Raw genomic sequence first — 19,543 nt, forward strand, 5'->3', positions numbered from 1 at the left:
CGCAAGAAGGCAGGAATCATTCCGCTGGAATCTGCCTGGGCAAGCTTGCCTGAGGCCGCTCGCTCATCCTTCGCTTGAAGAGCAGGAAGAGATCGCGAAGCTCGGGCTCGTTGACGCGCTTGACCGCCTCGTCGCACGTTACCCACTCGATCCTACGTTCGCCCTTTTCCTTGAAGTTCTTGGCGACATCGGTGACCTCAAGCACATAGACCTGGACCTTGCAGGTTACTTTCAGTCCGTCCTTCAGCATCTTCGGATAGGTGTAGGAGCCGAGCGGCTCGTGTTCGACAGCGCCACGCGCACCCGCTTCCTCATGGGCCTCACGGGCGGCAACTTCATAGGAGCGCTTGCCGTTCATCGGCCAGCCCTTAGGAATGACCCAGCGGCCCGTATCGCGGCTCGTCATCAAGAGAACCTCGACCTCACTGGTCTTCTTCTTCACCCGGTAGCAGAGGGCAGCATATTGCAGTCGCGGCGGGCGACGGAACATCAGCTGCACATCAGAAACCAGTCGGGCAAGAATCGTCAATTGTCGGGTCACCTTTTAAAGCTTGCCTCAGGAATCACTAATATAAGTTTCGCATGGAAATCTTGCACGGTCCATGCGCCGTTCGACGGTAGAGGACATGATATACACTTCGAATAAGGAAATTCGTTGCCGTTCCGCTTCGGAATTCCGTCAGATCGTGTTCTGATTCCGTCCGTGCACAGCTGTTCAATATGCTCCCGACTAACGTTTCATTCAATGCCGGGGACATTTGTTCCTCCGGATTCTTTCAAGATATGGTGACTATGCGTCTTGCGCCGCCCAATTCTCGTGCGTTGCCTAAAGTTCCCAGTAGGGAACCGGGCCGTAGAGGTCGGCGAGATAGTCGATGAACAGGCGAACCTTGGCCGGTAAAAACTGCCGGCTGGGGTATACTGCGGAGAGCGCCACGTTGCGGGAGCCCTCATAGGCCGGCAGCACCTGCACGAGATTGCCGCTCTTGAGTTCATCCCCGATATCCCAGGTGGAGCGCAGCGCGATGCCGAGCCCCGCGATCACCGTCTCGCGGATCACCTCGCTGGAATTGGTGACGAGCATGCCCTCCGGCCGCAGGCTCATCGCTCCGCCCGGTCCTTCAAGGCGCCATAGCTCGTTGTTGTGCGCCGGCAGGCAGCGATGGTTCTTCAGGTCGTCGATGTTTTGCGGCATCCCATGCATGTCGAGATAGGAAGGCGCGGCACAAAGCAGGCGCCGGACCGGCGCGAGCCTTCGAGCGACGAGGCTGGAATCGGTGAGCTCAGCAATGCGGATTGCCAGGTCGAAGCCGCCGCCGATGATATCGCTTAATTCATCCGTCAGCACGAGGTTGATCGCAAGCTCCGGGTGTGCGTCCATGAACGCCTTGAGATGCGGCGCAATATGCATGCGGCCGAATGAAGTGGGTGCCGAGATCTTTAGCGTGCCGTGCATCAGCGCCGAGCGGCCGGAGATGTAATATTCCGCTTCCTCCAGCCCAGCGAGAATGCCGAGCACGCGATCGTAGAAACCCTTTCCGGCCTCGGTCAACGAAATCTGGCGGGTCGTGCGTTGCAAGAGACGTGTGCCGAGCCTGTCTTCCAGTCGTTTGATGCGCTTGGAAACGACGGCCGGCGAAAAGCCGAGCACCCGCCCGGCAAGCGACATGCTGCCGGTCGAAACGACCTTGGCAAATATCTCGAGATCACCCAGATTTGTCATATTGCTTTTAGACTTTTTCCCTTTTGGCATAAATGCCTAGCATTTGCGCCAGTTTCGGGAAAGTGCTAAGCCAAACGAGCCGGTTGTCGTGGAGGACGCGCCGGTTTCGCCGCCATTCGTCCGAAGGAAGCGCGCCATGTCCGACGCCATCTCTTTTCTCGCTCCGCGCGCCGATGTGCTGGCCCGCCGCCGCCAGATCGTCGCCGATCTCGTCGACTTGCTGCCGCCCGAATGTCTCATTCACGAGGCGCGAGAGCTCGTGCCCTTCGAAACAGATGCCTTCGTTGCCTATCGCCGGGTGCCGCTTGCCGTCGCATTGCCACGCACCACCGGCGAAGTCGCAGCCGTGATGAAATATTGCCATCGCTACGGCATTCCGATCGTGCCTCGCGGGGCGGGCACGTCGCTCTCAGGCGGCGCCATCCCGCAAGAGGATGCGGTCGTGATCGGCCTTTCGAAGATGAACCGCATTCTGGAAATCGATTATCAAAACCGGGCAGCCGTCGTCCAGGCGGGCGTCACGAACCTCAATATTTCCGAATCGGTCTCCGCGGATGGTTTCTTCTACGCGCCCGATCCCAGCTCGCAGCTGGCCTGCACCATCGGCGGCAATATCGGCATGAATTCCGGCGGTGCGCACTGCCTGAAATACGGCGTCACGACCAACAACCTGCTCGGCGTGAAGATGGTGCTGGCGGATGGAACGGTGATCGAGCTCGGTGGCAAGGCGCTGGATGCGGGAGGCTACGACTTGCTGGGTCTGGTCTGCGGCCACGAGGGACAGCTCGGCATCGTCACCGAAGCGACGGTCCGCCTGATCGCGAAGCCCGAGGGTGCGCGGCCCGTGCTCTTCGGCTTCGACAGTTCCGAGGAAGCCGGCTCCTGCGTCGCCGATATCATCGCAGCGGGCATCATTCCCGTGGCGATCGAGTTCATGGATAAGCCGGCGATCGAGATATGCGAGGCCTTTGCCCATGCGGGATACCCGCTCGATGCCGGCGCGCTGCTGATCGTCGAGGTCGAAGGCTCCGAGACGGAGATGGACGGCATTCTGAAAAACATCGTCGAGATCGCCCGCCGTCATGGCGTAAGATCCATTCGCGAGAGCCAGTCGGCGACGGAGGCGGCCCAGATATGGAAAGGTCGCAAATCCGCATTCGGGGCCACGGGGCGGATTGCGGACTATATCTGCATGGACGGCACGGTGCCGCTCAGCCAACTTTCCTATGTGTTGAAAAAGACGTCGGAGATCGTCGATCGCTACGGTCTGCGCGTCGCAAACGTCTTTCACGCCGGCGACGGCAACATGCACCCGTTGATCCTTTTCAATGCCAACGATCCGGAGGACGCAGCGCGAGCCGAGGCCGCCGGCAACGACATCCTGAAGCTCTGCGTCGATGCCGGCGGCTGTCTCACCGGCGAACATGGCGTCGGCATCGAGAAGCGCGACCTGATGCGGCATCAATTTACCGACGTGGATCTCGCTCAGCAGATGGCGGTGCGCTCCGCCTTCGATCCGGGCTGGCTGCTCAACCCGTCCAAGGTCTTCCCGCTTGATGGGCGCGCCGCCGTATGACCGATTTTCTGCCGGAGACGGAAGAGGCCGCAGTCTCGATCATTCGTGAACACGCGGCCGCGGGTAAGCCGCTTGCCATATGTGGCGGCAACACCCGCTCGGGCTTCGGCAATGCTGTGGCGAAGGACCGCTTGCGTTCGACGGGTCTGACCGGCATCGTCTCGTACAATCCCGGCGAGATGGTCATGACCACGCGCGCCGGAACACCGCTTGCAGAGGTCGAGGCGGCGCTTGCGGAAAACGGGCAGATGCTGGCTTTCGAGCCGATGGACCACCGCCCGGTCATGGGCACGTCCGGCGAGCCGACCATCGGCGGCGTCTTTGCCGCCAACGTCTCCGGTCCTCGCCGCTTCGTAGCAGGCGCGGCGCGCGACAGCCTGCTCGGCATCCGCTTCGTCAACGGCAGGGGCGAGATCGTCAAGGCGGGCGGGCGGGTGATGAAGAATGTCACCGGCCTCGATCTCGTCAAGCTTCTCGCCGGTTCGCACGGCACGCTTGGCTTGCTGACGGAAGTCACCTTCCGCGTGCCGCCGCGGCCGAAAACGGAAGTGACAATCGTCGTCTCCGGCCTCAATGATGTGGAAGCAGCCGCTGCGATGGCCGCGGCGATGGCACAGCCGGTCGAGGTCTCAGGTGCGGCCCACCTTCCCTTGACCGTTACCTGGAAATTCCTCCGCGGCAAGCTGCCGCAGGGCGAAACGACCGTTCTCAGGATCGAAGGTCTGCCGGGCTCCGTCGAAGCGCGCGCTGAAAAGCTGGCGTCGGCGATGTCGGCCTTCGGCACGGTCGCGAGATTGGACGAGCCCGCCAGCCGCCAGCTCTGGCGCGAAATACGCGATGTGCTTCCTTATGTCGATGAAACGATGCGCCCGGTCTGGCGCATCTCCGTCGCTCCGACCATCGGCCACCAGCTCGTCGCCGCGCTGCGCCTCGAAGCTGGCGTCGATGCGTTCTACGATTGGCAAGGCGGCCTGATCTGGATGCGGATGGAGGCCGATCCGGAATCGCAGCTCATCCGACGTTTCATCAAGGCGCTGGGCGGCGGCCACGCCACGCTGATCCGGGCAACTGACGCGGCGCGCGCTGCGGTATCGGCGTTCCAGCCGCAGCCCGAGGCCGTCGCGCAGCTGTCGGCGCGGGTGAAGGATAAATTCGATCCGGCGGGAATACTCAATCAGGGAAAGATGGGGTGATATGATGGCCGTTATCCGCTTGTGGCAGCACCCCCCTGTGTCCCTAGGGGACATCTCCCCCACAAGGTGGGAGATTGGCAATGCATGTCGTGCGCTCTTTCCGCTCTGGTCCAACTTCGACGGCAAGGCCGTCTCATCCGATCCTCCCCCGTGTGGGGGAGATGTCTGGAAGGACAGAGGGGGGTATGTCTCCCCACGGCCGGGAGTTGCCTGATGCAAACCAACTTCACCGCCGAGCAGCTCGCTGATCCGCACGTCGCCGAATCCGAGAAGATTCTGCGCAAATGCGTGCATTGTGGTTTCTGTACCGCGACCTGTCCCACCTATGTGACGCTCGGCAACGAGCTCGACAGCCCGCGCGGCCGCATTTATCTCATCAAGGATATGCTGGAAAACGGCCGGGCCGCGGATGCCAAAGTGGTTACACATATCGACCGCTGTCTCTCCTGCCTGGCCTGCGTGACGACGTGTCCCTCCGGCGTCGACTACATGCATTTGGTCGATCATGCCCGGGCCCATATCGAAAAGACCTATAAACGCCCTTTCATGAACCGGTTCACGCGCGCCATGCTGGCGGCGGTGCTGCCCTATCCGGGCCGCTTCCGCCTGGCGTTGAAGCTTGCGAAGATCGGTAGGCCGCTCCAGGGCCTGATGCGTGCGCCGGCCTTGAAGCCGTTTGCCGCGATGCTGGCACTTGCGCCGAAACATATTCCGGCGCCATCGCCCTTCTCGCGGCCGGCGGTCCATGCTGCGAAGGGGGAAAAGCGCGGCCGGGTCGCGATTGTGACGGGCTGCGCTCAGCCGGTGCTCGATCCCGCGATCAACGAGGCGGCGATCAGGCTTTTGACCCGCCTTGGCATCGAGGTGGTAGCGCCCGCCGGCGAGGTCTGCTGCGGCTCGCTGGTGCATCACATGGGCCGGGAGGAGCAGGCGCTTGCAAGCGCACGGGCAAACATCGATGTCTGGACGCGCGAGATCGAGAAGGGTGGTCTGGACGCGATCATCATCACCGCCTCCGGCTGCGGCACCACGATCAAGGATTACGGCCACATGCTCCGTCTTGATCCCGCCTATTCACAAAAGGCGACAGGCGTGGCGGCATTGGCGAAGGACATAACGGAATTCCTGGCATCGCTCGACCTGCCTGCCAATGTGCCGAAGGGCCTCACGGTGACCTATCATTCTGCCTGCTCCATGCAGCACGGCCAAAAGATCACCATGGCGCCGAAACAACTTCTGAAGGCGGCCGGCTTCACGGTGCGCGATCCGGTGGAAGGCCATCTCTGTTGCGGTTCGGCAGGAACCTACAACATCATGCAGCCGGATATCTCCGCAGCGCTGAAGGTGCGCAAGGTGAAGAACCTTGAGGCGACGAAGCCGGATGTGATTGCAACCGGAAATATCGGCTGCATCACGCAGATCGCGACCGGCACAGCGATCCCAATTCTGCATACGATTGAACTGCTTGATTGGGCCTATGGCGGCGATATACCGCAAAAATTAAGAGGTCTTCCGTTAACGTGAGTCGGGCCGGTTTTCGGCCGGTCACGGAGTTCAGCGCTATGGGGCGTACAATCATATTGCTTGCAGGTCTGCTTGGCGCGGCAGGGGTTGCTCACGCCGACAGCCGTTTCTTTTGCTCAACGGACGATAATAGCGCGCGGTTCACGATCGAAAGCGGCTTTCAAGACGAGGCCGGCCACAGGCTCAATCATTTCCGCGGCGCGCTGATCGTCAAAAACAACTCGGTTCCCGAGGCCTTCAGGAAACGCGTGTTCGATTCCAGCAAACTCACGAACCGCTGGTCGCATGACGGTGAACTCCGCCTCGAGATTTTCGATGATGGCAGCGAAGACGCCAAAGACCAGTCACTGAGCCTCGTCATTCTTGCCGAGGGCCGTGGGAAGAATTTTTCAGGCACCTACGGACTGATGGTCAGCGGCGACGGAAAGCCGTTCACCGCCAGCGGCAAGGTCAGCTGTGGCTCCAAGTGAGCCGTAACAGCTTGAACAGGCCGCAACAATCTTACCCAACGTCAATATGAAAAGGGCGGCACAAGGCCGCCCGTCGTTATCAAGTAATCAGCGACGTCAGCCGCCGCCGAAGATGGTACGCAGCACGTCGATGCCCCTGTCCTGGAAGGCGACGTTGCCTTGCTGGTTGCCGGGGCCGATGACGATCACCTTCGTGCCGACCGGCGCGCGCGAATAGAGATGGATGACGTCATTATTCATCATTCGGATGCAGCCGGAAGACATGTTGAGGCCGATCGTCCAGGGTTGATTGGTGCCGTGGATGCGGAAAATGGTGTCGCGTCCGCCCTTGTAGAGATACATGGCGCGTGCGCCGAGCGGATTGTCCTCGCCGCCCTCCTGAAAGGCGGGAATGATATGGCCCTTGCGGGCTTCGCGGATGCGCATCTCGGCCGGCGGCGTCCAGCTCGGCCATTCTGCCTTGCGGCCGACCTTGACGACTCCCGACCATCCGAAGCCATCACGCCCGACGCCGATGCCGTAGCGCGTGGCGCGGTTCTTCGATTCGACGAAGTAGAGATACTTGTTGTTGGTATCGACGATGATCGTCCCCGGTGCTTCGTCGGTCACGAGCCGCACGAGTTTGCGCTTATACTGCGGCTTGACGAACTTCGATTGCGCGACGCGCACGACCGGCGCAGCATCGTGCGCTGGTTGGGCAACGGCGGGCATTATTGCGACGGAAAACGCAATGCCGGCGGCCACAAGGCCGGAGGCGACTTTCAGCATGATTGATTCCCCTCAAAAGCAAGATCGGGCTGAAGCTACCTGAACTTCAGCCCGATTCAAGATCAGTTGCCGCCGCCATTGCACTTTTCGAGTATGCCGGCCCGGATGTTCTTGCAGAGCGGAACTAAATTTGGGCGTTACATGACGATAACCCGCGTGCCCACGTTGACGCGTTCGTAAAGGTCGACAACGTCTTCGTTGCGCAGGCGGATGCAGCCGGACGAGACGGCGCTGCCGATCGTCCAGGGTGCGTTGGTGCCGTGGATGCGGTAGAGCGTCGAGCCGAGATACATGGCGCGCGCGCCGAGCGGGTTCTCCGGGCCGCCATCCATGCGCGCAGGCAGATAATGGCCCTTGGCGGCTTCGCGGCTGATCATGTCGGAAGGCGGCGTCCAAGCCGGCCATTCCGACTTACGGGTGATCTTGTGCGCGCCGGCCCACTCGAAGCCTGGCTTGCCGACGCCGACGCCATATCGCCGGGCCTTGCCGTTTGCCATCACGAGATAGAGAAAGCGGTTGTTGGTGTCGATGACGATCGTGCCCGGCTTTTCCTTGGTTTCGTAATCGACCATCTGCGGCAGATATTGCGGCTCGATCTGATGGCGGATCACCGGTACTCCGGGACGAACGGCCGCAACCTGCTGCACGGCCGGTGCCCGGCGGAAGAACCGGCGCTGGAAGAAGCCGCGCGGCTGCACGGCCGGGCGCTGATAGACGACGGGACGGATGCCGCCACCGAGCTGGTTGAGCCACGGCGCGGTGAGATCGGGGCTGAGAACGACCGGCGGGCGGCTCGCATAGCGATCGTCGCCGAGCGCCGGCGAGACAAGAAGGCCGATCAGGCCGGCGGCAATCAAGACGGATTTCATCATCGGACGAACTCTCTACAAATGACCGAGAATGCATGAGGGCGGCATTTCTGCCTGACACAATGCTGCCATCATCCCGCCAGCGAATGGTAAAGATCGATTCATTATAAGCCGGCCTCCGCAATAAACTTTTCGTCAGGGTTACTCTTCGGTTTGGAAACAAGGTTTCTAAATGGTAAAGCCGGATTCTGAGCGCAGGAGCTGCGGAGAAGAATGAGCGAATCGGGTATCATCACCGGCGACGACGGCAAGAGCCGCTGCCATTGGCACGCAAATCTCCCCGACTACATGCGCTATCACGACGAGGAATGGGGCCGGCCGGTCACCGACGATATCCGCCTCTTCGAGAAAATCTGCCTCGAGGGTTTTCAGTCGGGCCTCTCCTGGCTGACGATCCTGCGCAAGCGCGAGAATTTCCGCGCCGCCTTTGCGGGCTTCGATTTCGAAAAGATTGCACTTTTCGACGAGCGGGATATCGAGCGCTGCCTTGCCGATCCCGGCATCGTCCGTCATCGCGGCAAGGTCGCCTCGACAATCAACAATGCACGGCACGCGATCGCATTGAGGGCCGAATTCGGCTCGCTCGCGCATTACTTCTGGAGCTATGAGCCACAACTCCACGAACGTCCGGCCCTCGTTGACCGCCAGCATGTTGCCGCCAATCCGACGACGCCGGTTTCGGTAAGGATATCGAAGGATTTGAAGAAGCGCGGCTGGACCTTTGTCGGTCCGACCACAGTTTATGCCTTCATGCAGGCAATGGGTCTCGTCAACGATCATATCGAAGGCTGCTTCTGCCGTGCCGAAGTGGAGGCGATGCGCGCGGCATTGGTACGCCCGTGAAAGTGTGGGTCCGAACCGCTGCGGCAGTCGTGTTATCCACCACGGCGGCATTTGCTCAGGCGCCGCAACTCGACCCTGGCGAAAAGCTCGAGAAGTTGCAGTTTCCGGCCGTTACCATGCAGATCAAAGGCTGGACCAAGTTCGGCAACAGCGATGTCTATACTCTGCCGGTGCGTGCTGGTCAGCGCGTGAAGATCAGCTTCACGACCAAGAGCCAATTCGCCTTCCTTGCGATCTTCGACCTTTCGAAGACGGATGACGAAGCTTTCTTCGGTACGGACGAGGATGGCACGACGCTAGATGTGACCGTAAAGGAAAACACCACGTGGTTTCTGCGGCCCTATTATTCCAAGGTCTCGCCTCGCCGTGGCCTCGGGGCGCCTTATACGCTACTGGTCGAGCCGCAGCCAGTCGGCGAGCCGCAGCCCGCCACACCGCAAGAGCAGGAGCGCCCTTCACTCTTTCCGCCGGCACCCTCGAAATCCGGCACCGGCGAATAGGTCAAGATAGTGCGCCGAGCAAGCTGCCAAGCTCGCCAAGGTGGGCGATCTTGCGAAAGCGTGGCGCATCCTTCGGTTCGTCGACGTGCTCCAGAACCCAAGTCATTTCATGCGGCACGAAGACGCCGTAGCTTCCGGCGGCAATCGCCGGCACGATGTCGGATTTCAGTGAATTGCCGACCATCATCGCCCGCTCCGGACCATCGCCGACCTTCGAGAAAATCCGGCGATAGGTGACTGCGGTCTTCTGCGAGACGATCTCGACGGCATCGAAGAAATCGCCGAGACCGGATTGTGCGAGCTTGCGTTCCTGGTCGAACAGGTCGCCTTTGGTGATCAGCACGAGCAGGTAATTTCCCGACAGCGCTTCAAGCGTCTCGCGCACATGCGGCATGGTCTCGACCGGATGGGACAGAAGATCGCGGCCCGTATCGAGAATTTGGGCAATCACGCTCGTTGGCACCTTGCCTTCGGTGATTTCGATCGCCGTCTCGATCATCGACAGCGTGAAGCCCTTTATGCCGAAGCCATAGTGGCTGAGATTGCGCTTCTCGGCCTCCAGCAGGCGCTCCGAAATCTTCGGACCCTCGGCGAAATCGGCGAGCAATTCCCTGAAGTGCTCTTCGGTCAGCCGATAATATTGCTCGTTCTGCCAGAGCGTATCATCGGCATCGAAGCCGATTGTCGTCAGCGCATGTGTGCTCATCTCAAGCTCCTGCAATCCATGAAGCAATCTATTGAGCGGCCGCGTCGAGACAAGGGCTTTTGCTTTTTCGTCGCAGCACGTTGCAGCGGCGTTGAAAAGCAGGGGATCGGCATTAGGTAAAATATTGCCTACCTGCAGCCAGCCCTGGCTGTGCCTGACACGTGCGGGCCAATAATCAAAAAATAGCGTTCAGCAGTCCGCAAGCGGCCGCTTGCGGCCGACACAAGGAAATTTCTCCATGCGATACAATCAACTCGGAAATACAGGACTTTTCGTCTCGGAAATCTGCCTCGGCACAATGACGTTCGGCGAGGCGGTCAGCGGCACCATATGGGGTTCCATTGCCGATGTGGACCAGAAGGCGGCAGACCAGATCGTCGAGCGCTCGCTCGCTGCCGGCGTCAATTTCATCGACACCGCCGATGTATATTCCTCCGGTGAATCCGAAAGGCTGCTCGGCCAGGCGCTGAAAAACCTCGATGTCCCGCGCAAGGACGTCGTCATCGCCACCAAGGTTTACGGCGTCATGGGTGACAAGCCGAACGATCGCGGCGCATCGCGCGGTCACATCATGGATTCCGTCGAGGCCAGTCTGAAGCGGCTGCAGACGGACCATATCGATCTCTACCAGATCCACGCAACCGATCCCGTCACCCCGATCGACGAGACGCTGCGCGCTTTCGACGATCTCATCTCGCGTGGTCTCGTGCGCTATATCGGCGTTTCCAACTGGCAGGCGTGGCGGATCGCCAAGGCGCTGGGCATTTCCGAGCGACGCGGCTTCGCCCGCTTCGAAACCGTCCAGGCCTACTACTCGATCGCCGGCCGCGATCTCGAACGGGAAATCGTGCCGCTGATGAATGAAGAGAAGATCGGCCTGATGGTCTGGTCGCCGCTCGCCGGCGGTCTACTGTCCGGCAAATTTGGCCCCGGTGCGCCTGGCAACGGCGAAGGCCGCCGCGCCAATTTCGACTTTCCGCCAGTGGACAAGGACAAGGCCTGGGCCTGCGTCGCCGTCATGCGCGAAATTGCCGAGAAGCACGGCAGCAACGTCGCAGCCGTTGCGCTCGCTTATGTCCTCGCAAAGCCGTTCGTGACCAGCCTCATCATCGGCGCGAAGCGCATCGATCAGCTCGACCAGAACCTTGCCGCCGTCAAGCTGAAGCTCGATGCCGGCGACATGCAGAAGCTCGACGAGGTCAGCGCGCTGGCGCCGGAATATCCAGGCTGGATGCTGGCTCGCCAGGGTGCCGCCCGCCGCCCGGAACCGTTCGAGCCGAACGCCTGAGAACGGCGAACTGAAAACGCCGGTGCGGGAATGAACTGCCCCCCGAAAGTTGGACAACAGCCTTCGGGGGGTTTTACTGGCCTTACCTGCCGTGGGCTTTCAGCCAGGCGTTCATGTCCGCGATCTCGGCTTCCTGAGCCTTGATGACGGCTTCGGCGAGTTTGCGGATGTTCGGGTCCTTGCCGTATTGCAGCTCGATCTTTGCCATGTCGATCGCACCTTGATGATGCGGGATCATGCTGCGGACAAAATCTGCATCGGCATCGCCGGTCATTTCAATCGCCATATCCTTGTGCATCTTGGCGTTCGCCTCGGCAAAGGCCTGGCTTGAAGGACCCTGGTCGCCCATCGGCTTGCTCATGTCCATCTGCATATTCGTATGCATCGGCATATCTTGATTCATGTGCATCGTCTTATCCTGGGCAAGCGCTTCCTGGGCAAGCGCTGGGGCGGCGAAGGCGACGGCTGCGGTAAGGGCAAGAATTTTCAGAGACATGGGACTTCCTTCCTCTGTCTGACATAAGTGCTTTTGCGAGGCAGATACCGCGCGATCGGTATGCGGAAAGTATTGTCAGACAAGGCGGGGAGGTGGTGCCTGCGGTCTAGGGCGAAGATCGGCGAGCGCATGTGCAGCGGCCGGTGAAGGATAGGCGAAGAGAGACTTCGCGCTTGTATCGATCGCGAGCGGCGGAGGCGCGATAAGACATACCGCGCAGAAGGCCATATGAGCCGTGTCGCCTGTTGCGCAGGGATCCTTGGCTGCGCCATTCTCATGCCCGGCCGTATCCATGCCGGCCATATCGTGATGCGTTTCGGCCAGGACGGGCTGTTGCATCGACGCGCACGTAGGACAGCCCGCCAGCGCGGACATCGCGCTGTAGAACAGCCAGGCGAAAAGCATCGTCGTGATGGCGAAGACACGCATGCCATCAAGATAAGCAGGCCCGGCAAGGAAACCAAGCGACCCATGTGTGAATTTCAAAGCTTTGCCGCCTTGCGCAACGCCTCATTGATGCGCCCCGCCAGCCCTTGCCAGTCGCCTTGAAGTCGTCTTCGGTCCCTTCGGGATTGTCGGAGACGTCTAATTCAGTAGGCGGCAATGACCTTGTGGACGATCTGGTAGTCAGCGCTTTCCTCGCCGATCGGGGCGACCGGCCATGACCAGTGGGCGTTGGCCGCAGGCGGCAAGACGCCATGTAAAAGGTCGTTTTCCTCGTGAGTTTTACCGCAGCGGTCGATGACGGCGTAGGAGATGTCGGTCAGAAGGCAGGTTCGGCAGGGCAAGGCGGCCAGATCGGAAAGATGAGCGTCGATCAGCCGAGCCACGGTGTCATCGGGCATCCTGCCCGGCTCTTCCGCCTCATAGCGCCGCTTCACGCCACGGCCGATTTGCGACAGCAGATTCGCCGAGACCGCGAAATCGAGATAGGGCACCGACCGCAAGAAGCCGAGCGGCTCCACCTCTTTCCTTGCCGCGAGATCGTCATAACCGGAGAGATCGCGCTCGATGAGCCGGACATTGCGGTAGCCCTTCGTCTTCAGCCAAAGGCGTACCGACGCGACGTGCACGAGATCGACAAGAACGACCGTATCGAAGCTCTTCGAAAGCTCCTGGATCGGCACGTCGCAAAGCAGGCCTGAGCCGAGCACGACGACCGTGCGTGTCTCGCGAAGACCGCCCATCGCGGAGAGGATAGCTGTGCGGCTGTTCTCTTCATGCTCCGCCCACGCCCGGCTACAGCGCCTGGCGCGGGACCAGAGGTTGATGGAATAGCGGATGAACTTGCGGTTCGCCTTGCCCGTGACAGGCAGCGTCGCGAGATAGTGAAGTGCCTCGATAATCATGGTCGTTCCCGCAATTCGGTGGGCTGCCCTTCGATCTTCGATTCTGGCTGGCGCTTCAAGTCCCTTCGCCCTTGCCGCTATCGTCCCAATCCGCTAGGAAACCGCCACTGTCACGATTGAGCGGAATGCGTTGGAAATGAACGAGAAGCAGAAGAAACCACAAAAGCTCAAGGCCCGCTTGCCGCGCGGCTTCGTCGACCGTTCGGCCGCCGATATCCGCGCCGTCAACGAGATGACCGCGAAGATCCGCGAAGTCTATGAGCATTATGGTTTCGATCCGGTCGAAACACCGCTCTTCGAATATACCGATGCGCTCGGCAAGTTCCTGCCGGACAGCGACCGTCCGAACGAGGGTGTCTTCTCGCTGCAGGACGACGACGACCAGTGGATGAGCCTGCGCTACGACCTGACGGCGCCGCTCGCCCGCCATGTCGCGGAGAATTTCAACGAGATCCAGCTACCCTACCGCACCTATCGCGCCGGCTATGTGTTCCGCAATGAAAAGCCAGGCCCCGGCCGCTTCCGCCAGTTCATGCAGTTCGACGCCGACACCGTCGGCGCGCCAGGTGTTCAGGCCGATGCCGAAATGTGCATGATGATGGCCGATACGCTGGAAGCCCTCGGCATCAAGCGCGGGGATTATGTTATCCGGGTGAACAACCGCAAGGTTCTGGATGGCGTGCTGGAGGCGATCGGTCTCGGTGACGAGGACAAGGCAGGCCAGCGCCTCAACGTGCTGCGCGCCATCGATAAGCTCGACAAGTTCGGTCCTGAGGGCGTGCGGCTTTTGCTAGGCGAAGGCCGCAAGGATGAATCCGGTGACTTCACCAAGGGCGCGGGGCTGACTTCGCAGCAGATTGATCGATTACTTGATTTCATCAATATCTTGCAGACGGCAGAAACGGCACTCGGTTCACATCCGTTGGTTCAAAACCCGGTGGCCAGTGCCGAGATTGATGGAGGGGCTATTTTTGACACGCTTCACAACAACTTCAAAGATTCTCCTAAAGGCATTGAAGGGGTTCTTGAGCTAAAGCAGATTTGGCAATTGGTTGAAGCAGCGGACTACGGTCCAGATCGCATCAAGATCGACCCCTCGGTTGTCCGCGGTCTCGAATACTACACCGGCCCTGTCTACGAAGCCGAACTGCTCTTCGACGTGACCAACGAAAAGGGCGAAAAGGTTGTCTTCGGCTCCGTTGGTGGCGGTGGCCGTTATGACGGCCTCGTCTCCCGCTTCATGGGCCAGCCGGTTCCGGCAACCGGCTTCTCGATCGGCGTTTCGCGCCTGATGACGGCGCTGAAGAACCTCGGCAAGCTTGGCCAGAGCGAGGTCATCGAGCCGGTGCTCGTCACAGTCATGGATGGCCAGGATATGGATGCTTTGGGTCGCTACCAGCGCATGACGCAAGCGCTGCGCGCCGCCGGCATCCGCGCCGAAATGTTCCAGGGCAACTGGAAGAAGTTCGGCAACCAGCTTAAATATGCCGACCGCCGCGGCTGCCCAATCGCCATCATCCAGGGCGGCGATGAGCGTGCCCAAGGCGTCGCGCAGATCAAGGACCTGATCGAAGGCAAGCGCTTGTCCGGTGAGATCGAGGACAATGCCAGCTGGCGCGAGGCGCGCGTGGCGCAGGAGACCGTCGCCGAGGCCGATCTGGTGGCGAAGGTGAAGGAAATCCTGGCGGCTCAGGCGGAGGATCGCGCGAGGGCGGGCGGCAATGGGTGATTTTCCACTCCCCAGCCCCTCCCTATTCGCCTGGTCGACCGCGCTGCTTTTCGGCGATCGCCGCGGGTTAGTCCTTCCCCCTTGTGGGGAGGGGTTGGGAGGGGGACTTTATTTGGGAGCCACCCCATGGTCCTGATCAACCTCCCCGATTTCGCCAACGACCTCCTGGACGAATTTGCCGCCCGCAAGACGGAACGGATCGACACGCCGGTCATCCAGCCGGCCGAGCCCTTCCTCGACATTGCCGGCGAAGACCTCCGCCGCCGCATCTTCATGACGGAAAGCGAAACCGGGGCCAGCCTCTGCCTGCGGCCGGAATTCACCATTCCCGTCTGCATCCGCCACATCGAGACTGCAACCGGCACGCCGAAACGCTATTCCTATCTCGGCGAAGTCTTTCGTCAGCGCCGCGAGGGTGGAAACGAATTCTATCAGGCAGGCATCGAAGACCTTGGCGACATCAATATCGCCAGCGCCGACGCCCGCGCGATCGGCGATGCGACCGGCATCCTGGCGCGGCTTCTTCCTGGCAAGCGCCTCACGGTCACGCTGGGCGATCAGGCCGTCTTCGAAGCCGTGGTCCAGGCGCTCGGCCTACCGCTCGGATGGCAGAAGCGGCTGATCCATGCCTTCGGCAATATGGGTCAGCTTGAAGCGCTGCTCGCGAGCCTCGTCAGCCCGCAATTCGTGACCGATCTGGATGACGATGTCGCACGGCTAATCGCCGCCGGCGACGAGACAGCACTCATCGCCCACATCGACGCGACGATGCACAGAACCGGCTATTCCTCGAACGCCAGCCGCTCGCCGGCTGAAATCGCCCGCCGGCTGAAGGAGAAGTTGGTCCTTTCGGAAACGCGCCTCGATGATGCGGCCTTCCGCGTGCTCGAAGAGTTCCTGTCGCTGAGGGTGCCGCTCATCAATGCGTCGGCCGCTCTGGCCGGTTTTGCCGATGCCGCCGGGCTGAAGCTCGGCAATGCGCTCTCTCGCTTCGATGGCCGGGTGGCCGCCCTCGGCAATGCCGGGATCGACCTCGCCTCCATCGATTATCGCGCCGCCTTCGGCCGCCCGCTCGATTATTACACCGGCCTTGTCTTCGAGGCGGGCATCCAGGGTTCGTCCGCCGTGCTCGCAGGCGGCGGACGCTTCGACAGGCTGTTGACGCTGCTGGGCGCCAAGGACCGCATTCCAGCCGTTGGCTTTTCGCTCTGGCTCGACCGCATCGAAACGGAAAGGGCGGCCCTATGACCATCACCATCGCGCTGCCCTCCAAGGGCCGGATGAAGGACGATGCCTCGACACTCTTCGAGCGCGCCGGCATGAGGATCATCGCCGTCGGCAATGAGCGCTCCTATCGCGGCCGTGTCGAGAGTTGGGACGACGTCGAGATCGCCTTCCTGTCGGCCTCGGAAATATCGCGCGAACTCGGCAATGGCACCATCGATTTCGGCGTGACCGGAGAAGACCTAGTGCGCGAAGGGCTGGCGGAAGCCGACAGGCGCGTCGAATTCTGCGCCCGCCTCGGTTTCGGCCGCGCCGACGTGGTGGTTGCCGTTCCTGAGATCTGGCTCGATGTCGACACCATGGCCGATCTTGGCGATGTCGCGGCCGACTTCCGCGCCCGCCATGGCCGCCGTTTGACCATCGCAACCAAGTATTGGCGGCTGACGCAGCAGTTCTTCTCCAGCCAGCATGGCATCCAGCTCTACCGCATCGTCGAAAGCCTTGGTGCGACGGAAGGGGCTCCGGCCTCCGGCTCCGCTGATATCATCGTCGACATCACCTCGACGGGCTCCACCTTGAGGGCGAACCATCTGCGGGTGCTGAATGACGGTGTGATCTTGCGGTCGGAAGCCTGCCTCGTGCGTGCCCGCAAGGAGAGCCACGCCGGTGAGCCGTCGGTGGCGAGGATCATAGAGGCGGTGCGCAGCGCCCTTTGATGTCTGCAAAGAACCAAACGAACAACCCGCCGTCTTCCGACGGCGGGTTTCTTACGCTTGGGAGGATGTTGCGCGCTTAGGCGGCAACGGCATATGCGCCGCGGCGTGCATCCAGCGAATAGGCGCCCGGGCCAAAGGTGGCGAGGAGGATATAGGCGCCGGCAAGCGTCAGGTTCTTCATCAGCATGATCTGGTTGAGCACGTTGATCCAGCCATTGGCTGCAGCCGGAAAATCCGGAACGTTGATCGTGCCGCTGTGGAAGACGAGGCCGGTGAAGGCGCAGAAGAGGGCGAGTGCCCAGCCGACGATACGGGTCTGGAAACCAACGAGGACGGCAAGCCCGGCAACAAGCTCAAAGAGGCCAGCGGCATAGGCGAGAAGCGTTGCGGCAGGAAGGCCGGCACCGCTGATCATACCGGCCGTACCGGCCGGATCGGTGAGCTTGCCGAAGCCGGACATGATGAACATAAACGAAAGCAGGATGCGGGCGACAAGAAGGACGATGTTGGTGGTATTCGACATGGACGCGATCTCCGTTTGAATTGCTCTGGAGGTCCCCGTGCCCGGCACCGTTTGAACCCCGATTGGCCGGTGTTGTCGCCTTTTTTGGTTGCGATGAAAAGATAAACAAATGAGGATGGTTTGTTCACTAATCTGAAACGATCACTCCGCTGAGCGGCTTGTCTTTTGCTTCGCCGGTCTTCTATGTTCGGCCACCAACTCCCAGGAGAAGATGGCATGGCAGACCTTTCCGCATTTCCGATCACCAAGCGCTGGCCGGCGCAGAACCCAAATGTCATTCAGCTTTATTCGCTGCAAACGCCGAACGGCGTGAAGATAGCGATCGCGCTGGAAGAGCTCGGTCTGCCTTACGAGCCGCATTACATCTCCTTTGGAACCAACAGTCAGAAGTCCCCCGAATTCCTCTCGCTCAATCCGAATGGTCGCATACCGGCAATCATGGATCCGAACGGGCCAGGCGGGAAGCCGATCGGCCTCTTCGAATCAGGCGCGATTCTCCTCTATCTCGCGGAAAAAACCGGCCAGCTCCTGCCCCCGGATGCTGTGGGACGCTACGAGACCATCCAGTGGGTGTTCTTCCAGATGGCGGGCGTCGGCCCGATGTTCGGCCAGTTCGGCCATTTTTACAAGTTCGCGGCCGACAAGGTCGCCAACAATTCCTATCCGATGGAGCGTTACCGCGACGAAGCCAAGCGGCTGCTAAGCGTGCTGGAAGCGCGCCTTGAGGGACGGCAGTGGATCATGGGCGACGCCTACACCATCGCGGACATCACCACATTCCCATGGATCCGCGGCGCCGACATCTTCTACGGCGGCCGCGAAGTCCTGGACTACGCGAAGTTCCCCTCCGTCATGGCCTGGCTCGAACGCTGCATCGCGCGTCCGGCAAGCGCCAAGGGTCTGAACATCCCCGTGAAGCCGGAGTAATCCGGCCTAAAGGAAGAGGCTGGTCGCAGGAACGGCCGTTAGAATTAGCGGCTTTGCGGGAAGCTTTTTATGGCAGTCGTTCTATATTTGTTCCACATCTCGTGTCATGTTCGCGTCTAACGAGGCGAGTCTGGGAGGTAGCAGATGGAAGACAAGCGCACTGCATTTCGCAAACTGCACGAAGCACCGGGCGCGTTCATTATCCCCAATCCCTGGGATATCGGCACAGCCCGGATTTTAGCTGCCGTGGGTTTTCCGGCGCTCGCCACCACCAGCGCTGGCATGGCGTTCTCTCTGGGCGTCGCGGAGGGCGCGCGTTTCACGAGAAGGCACCTTGGACCATTGCCGATCCATCGTGGCCGCAACGCCGCTCCCCGTCTCGGCCGACCTCGAAAAAGGCTTCGGCGACAGTCCGGAGAGTGCTGCCGAGACGATCCGAGCCGCTGCCGACATCGGTCTCGCCGGGTGTTCGCTTGAAGATCATACCGGCCGGCGCGATGATCCGATCTATGATTTCACGCTGGCGGTAGAGCGTATAGAGGCGGCTGTCGAGGCCCGCCGGTCTCTGCCGCACGATTTCGTCCTGACGGCGCGTTGTGAGAATTTTTTGTGGGACCGCGCCGATCTCGACGACACGATCCGGCGACTGCAAGCGTTCGAGAAGGCCGGAGCCGACGTGCTCTATGCACCAGGCCTTCGTGACCTTCGCACGATCCGGTTGGTTTGCGAGGCCGTGACGAAGCCCGTCAACGTTGTGATGGGAATGCCCGGCGCAACGTTCAGCGTGGCAGAGTTGGCGGAGGCGGGCGTCAAGCGGATAAGTGTCGGTTCGGGGCTGGCGAGGCTCGCCTTCGGCACGTTCGTGAAGGCGGCGCGGGAAATGCGATCGGCAGGTACCTTCCGTTTCTAGACCAGGCTATGGGCTTTGCGGAGCTGGAGGGTTTTTTCACCGGAACGACGAAGACATGAGCATGTCGCTAAATTCCTGCAGATAGGATATTCGGCTTGAGTCCCTGCCTCAACATCACAGGTCTGATGAGGAGGTGCTGCGCTTTCGAGTTGATGATAAACGTGGTCATGTGAGAACAGCCACAAGCGTCAATGAAAAGGAAGCGCAGC

General features: G+C 60.8%; 20 protein-coding genes and 1 pseudogene. 12 read left to right on the plus strand and 9 right to left on the minus strand.

The features are described 5' to 3' along the window. Positions 1-16: 16 nt before the first annotated feature. Positions 17-529, minus strand: coding sequence for an NUDIX hydrolase (locus ACW4PC_RS18865; protein ID WP_455874775.1), 513 nt, complete (start codon positions 527-529; stop codon positions 17-19). Between the two features lie 297 nt (positions 530-826). Continuing rightward, positions 827-1,723 (minus strand): LysR family transcriptional regulator, encoded by an 897-nt coding sequence (locus ACW4PC_RS18870; RefSeq protein WP_455874776.1) that lies wholly within the window; start codon positions 1,721-1,723, stop codon positions 827-829. A 136-nt stretch (positions 1,724-1,859) separates the two neighbouring features. Between ACW4PC_RS18870 and ACW4PC_RS18875 the strand changes: the two genes are divergently transcribed. From ACW4PC_RS18875 to ACW4PC_RS18890, 4 genes are all read left to right on the plus strand, one after another. Continuing rightward, entirely contained in the window at positions 1,860-3,299 is a 1,440-nt protein-coding gene (locus ACW4PC_RS18875; protein WP_455874777.1) for an FAD-linked oxidase C-terminal domain-containing protein, read from the plus strand. Beyond that, a complete protein-coding gene (glcE, locus tag ACW4PC_RS18880) occupies positions 3,296-4,492 on the plus strand; it encodes a glycolate oxidase subunit GlcE (RefSeq protein WP_455874778.1) in 1,197 nt (398 codons plus the stop codon). The genes ACW4PC_RS18875 and glcE overlap by 4 nt, the downstream gene beginning before the upstream one ends. A 213-nt stretch (positions 4,493-4,705) precedes the next feature. Next, positions 4,706-6,016 (plus strand): glycolate oxidase subunit GlcF, encoded by a 1,311-nt coding sequence (gene glcF / locus ACW4PC_RS18885; protein ID WP_455874779.1) that lies wholly within the window; start codon positions 4,706-4,708, stop codon positions 6,014-6,016. A 38-nt stretch (positions 6,017-6,054) separates the two neighbouring features. Further along, positions 6,055-6,486, plus strand: a complete 432-nt coding sequence (locus tag ACW4PC_RS18890) for a hypothetical protein (RefSeq protein WP_455874780.1) — start codon at positions 6,055-6,057, stop codon at positions 6,484-6,486. Positions 6,487-6,582: 96 nt separating this feature from the next. On the opposite strand, the gene ACW4PC_RS18895 is transcribed toward ACW4PC_RS18890, so the two are convergent. Continuing rightward, complete coding sequence (locus ACW4PC_RS18895; protein ID WP_455874781.1) at positions 6,583-7,254, minus strand: L,D-transpeptidase; 672 nt, start codon at positions 7,252-7,254, stop codon at positions 6,583-6,585. A gap of 137 nt (positions 7,255-7,391) precedes the next feature. Continuing rightward, a complete protein-coding gene (locus ACW4PC_RS18900; protein WP_455874782.1) occupies positions 7,392-8,126 on the minus strand; it encodes a L,D-transpeptidase in 735 nt (244 codons plus the stop codon). Positions 8,127-8,336: 210 nt separating this feature from the next. Between ACW4PC_RS18900 and ACW4PC_RS18905 the strand changes: the two genes are divergently transcribed. Together ACW4PC_RS18905 and ACW4PC_RS18910 are read left to right on the plus strand one after the other, a co-directional pair. Next, complete coding sequence (locus ACW4PC_RS18905; RefSeq protein WP_455874783.1) at positions 8,337-8,966, plus strand: DNA-3-methyladenine glycosylase I; 630 nt, start codon at positions 8,337-8,339, stop codon at positions 8,964-8,966. Continuing rightward, a complete protein-coding gene (locus ACW4PC_RS18910) occupies positions 8,963-9,466 on the plus strand; it encodes a PPC domain-containing protein (RefSeq protein ID WP_455874784.1) in 504 nt (167 codons plus the stop codon). Before ACW4PC_RS18905 ends, ACW4PC_RS18910 begins: the two co-directional genes overlap by 4 nt. Position 9,467: 1 nt before the next feature. Here ACW4PC_RS18910 and ACW4PC_RS18915 read toward each other — a convergent pair whose 3' ends face one another. Then, positions 9,468-10,172, minus strand: a complete 705-nt coding sequence (locus tag ACW4PC_RS18915; RefSeq protein ID WP_455874785.1) for an HAD family hydrolase — start codon at positions 10,170-10,172, stop codon at positions 9,468-9,470. A gap of 238 nt (positions 10,173-10,410) precedes the next feature. Between ACW4PC_RS18915 and ACW4PC_RS18920 the strand changes: the two genes are divergently transcribed. Further along, positions 10,411-11,460, plus strand: a complete 1,050-nt coding sequence (locus tag ACW4PC_RS18920; RefSeq protein ID WP_455874786.1) for an aldo/keto reductase — start codon at positions 10,411-10,413, stop codon at positions 11,458-11,460. Positions 11,461-11,542: 82 nt separating this feature from the next. Here ACW4PC_RS18920 and copM read toward each other — a convergent pair whose 3' ends face one another. The 3 genes from copM to ACW4PC_RS18935 all read right to left on the minus strand — a co-directional run bounded on the left by copM (position 11,543) and on the right by ACW4PC_RS18935 (position 13,305). Next, positions 11,543-11,956 (minus strand): CopM family metallochaperone, encoded by a 414-nt coding sequence (copM, locus tag ACW4PC_RS18925; protein ID WP_455874787.1) that lies wholly within the window; start codon positions 11,954-11,956, stop codon positions 11,543-11,545. 75 nt (positions 11,957-12,031) lie between these two features. Continuing rightward, positions 12,032-12,385, minus strand: a complete 354-nt coding sequence (locus tag ACW4PC_RS18930) for a hypothetical protein (RefSeq protein WP_455874788.1) — start codon at positions 12,383-12,385, stop codon at positions 12,032-12,034. Positions 12,386-12,546: 161 nt separating this feature from the next. Further along, positions 12,547-13,305: a hypothetical protein gene (locus ACW4PC_RS18935; protein ID WP_455874789.1), complete on the minus strand. Its 759-nt coding sequence runs from the start codon at positions 13,303-13,305 to the stop codon at positions 12,547-12,549. Positions 13,306-13,441: 136 nt separating this feature from the next. Between ACW4PC_RS18935 and hisS the strand changes: the two genes are divergently transcribed. The 3 genes from hisS (at position 13,442) to hisG (ending at position 16,974) form a co-directional block, all read left to right on the plus strand. Beyond that, positions 13,442-15,034 carry a histidine--tRNA ligase gene (gene hisS, locus ACW4PC_RS18940; RefSeq protein WP_455874790.1) on the plus strand — a complete coding sequence of 531 codons (1,593 nt, stop codon included), beginning with the start codon at positions 13,442-13,444 and terminating at the stop codon, positions 15,032-15,034. A gap of 126 nt (positions 15,035-15,160) precedes the next feature. Then, positions 15,161-16,282 (plus strand): ATP phosphoribosyltransferase regulatory subunit, encoded by a 1,122-nt coding sequence (locus tag ACW4PC_RS18945; protein ID WP_455874791.1) that lies wholly within the window; start codon positions 15,161-15,163, stop codon positions 16,280-16,282. Further along, positions 16,279-16,974 carry an ATP phosphoribosyltransferase gene (gene hisG, locus ACW4PC_RS18950; protein WP_455874792.1) on the plus strand — a complete coding sequence of 232 codons (696 nt, stop codon included), beginning with the start codon at positions 16,279-16,281 and terminating at the stop codon, positions 16,972-16,974. The genes ACW4PC_RS18945 and hisG overlap by 4 nt, the downstream gene beginning before the upstream one ends. Positions 16,975-17,050: 76 nt before the next feature. On the opposite strand, the gene ACW4PC_RS18955 is transcribed toward hisG, so the two are convergent. Continuing rightward, the gene (locus tag ACW4PC_RS18955; protein WP_194729077.1) at positions 17,051-17,497 is read right to left on the minus strand and encodes a DoxX family protein; all 447 of its coding nucleotides are present in this window, start codon (positions 17,495-17,497) and stop codon (positions 17,051-17,053) included. Positions 17,498-17,713: 216 nt separating this feature from the next. Here ACW4PC_RS18955 and ACW4PC_RS18960 point away from each other — a divergent pair, with 216 nt between their 5' ends. After that, entirely contained in the window at positions 17,714-18,424 is a 711-nt protein-coding gene (locus tag ACW4PC_RS18960) for a glutathione binding-like protein (protein ID WP_455874793.1), read from the plus strand. A 144-nt stretch (positions 18,425-18,568) separates the two neighbouring features. Next, positions 18,569-19,393: pseudogene (locus ACW4PC_RS18965) on the plus strand (isocitrate lyase/PEP mutase family protein). Positions 19,394-19,543 lie beyond the last annotated feature (150 nt).

The organism is Rhizobium yanglingense, assembly GCF_977109285.1.

Bases quoted from the DNA above. Each gene is read 5' to 3' on its own strand.
- hisS (WP_455874790.1), top strand. From the start codon at position 13,442: ATGAACGAGAAGCAGAAGAAACCACAAAAGCTCAAGGCCCGCTTGCCG.
- ACW4PC_RS18960 (WP_455874793.1), top strand. From the start codon at position 17,714: ATGGCAGACCTTTCCGCATTTCCGATCACCAAGCGCTGGCCGGCGCAG.
- ACW4PC_RS18890 (WP_455874780.1), top strand. From the start codon at position 6,055: ATGGGGCGTACAATCATATTGCTTGCAGGTCTGCTTGGCGCGGCAGGG.
- ACW4PC_RS18945 (WP_455874791.1), top strand. From the start codon at position 15,161: ATGGTCCTGATCAACCTCCCCGATTTCGCCAACGACCTCCTGGACGAA.
- ACW4PC_RS18870 (WP_455874776.1), bottom strand. From the start codon at position 1,723: ATGACAAATCTGGGTGATCTCGAGATATTTGCCAAGGTCGTTTCGACC.
- ACW4PC_RS18905 (WP_455874783.1), top strand. From the start codon at position 8,337: ATGAGCGAATCGGGTATCATCACCGGCGACGACGGCAAGAGCCGCTGC.
- ACW4PC_RS18875 (WP_455874777.1), top strand. From the start codon at position 1,860: ATGTCCGACGCCATCTCTTTTCTCGCTCCGCGCGCCGATGTGCTGGCC.
- ACW4PC_RS18915 (WP_455874785.1), bottom strand. From the start codon at position 10,172: ATGAGCACACATGCGCTGACGACAATCGGCTTCGATGCCGATGATACG.
- hisG (WP_455874792.1), top strand. From the start codon at position 16,279: ATGACCATCACCATCGCGCTGCCCTCCAAGGGCCGGATGAAGGACGAT.
- ACW4PC_RS18930 (WP_455874788.1), bottom strand. From the start codon at position 12,385: ATGCGTGTCTTCGCCATCACGACGATGCTTTTCGCCTGGCTGTTCTAC.
- ACW4PC_RS18920 (WP_455874786.1), top strand. From the start codon at position 10,411: ATGCGATACAATCAACTCGGAAATACAGGACTTTTCGTCTCGGAAATC.
- copM (WP_455874787.1), bottom strand. From the start codon at position 11,956: ATGTCTCTGAAAATTCTTGCCCTTACCGCAGCCGTCGCCTTCGCCGCC.
- ACW4PC_RS18900 (WP_455874782.1), bottom strand. From the start codon at position 8,126: ATGATGAAATCCGTCTTGATTGCCGCCGGCCTGATCGGCCTTCTTGTC.
- glcE (WP_455874778.1), top strand. From the start codon at position 3,296: ATGACCGATTTTCTGCCGGAGACGGAAGAGGCCGCAGTCTCGATCATT.
- glcF (WP_455874779.1), top strand. From the start codon at position 4,706: ATGCAAACCAACTTCACCGCCGAGCAGCTCGCTGATCCGCACGTCGCC.
- ACW4PC_RS18895 (WP_455874781.1), bottom strand. From the start codon at position 7,254: ATGCTGAAAGTCGCCTCCGGCCTTGTGGCCGCCGGCATTGCGTTTTCC.
- ACW4PC_RS18955 (WP_194729077.1), bottom strand. From the start codon at position 17,497: ATGTCGAATACCACCAACATCGTCCTTCTTGTCGCCCGCATCCTGCTT.
- ACW4PC_RS18935 (WP_455874789.1), bottom strand. From the start codon at position 13,305: ATGATTATCGAGGCACTTCACTATCTCGCGACGCTGCCTGTCACGGGC.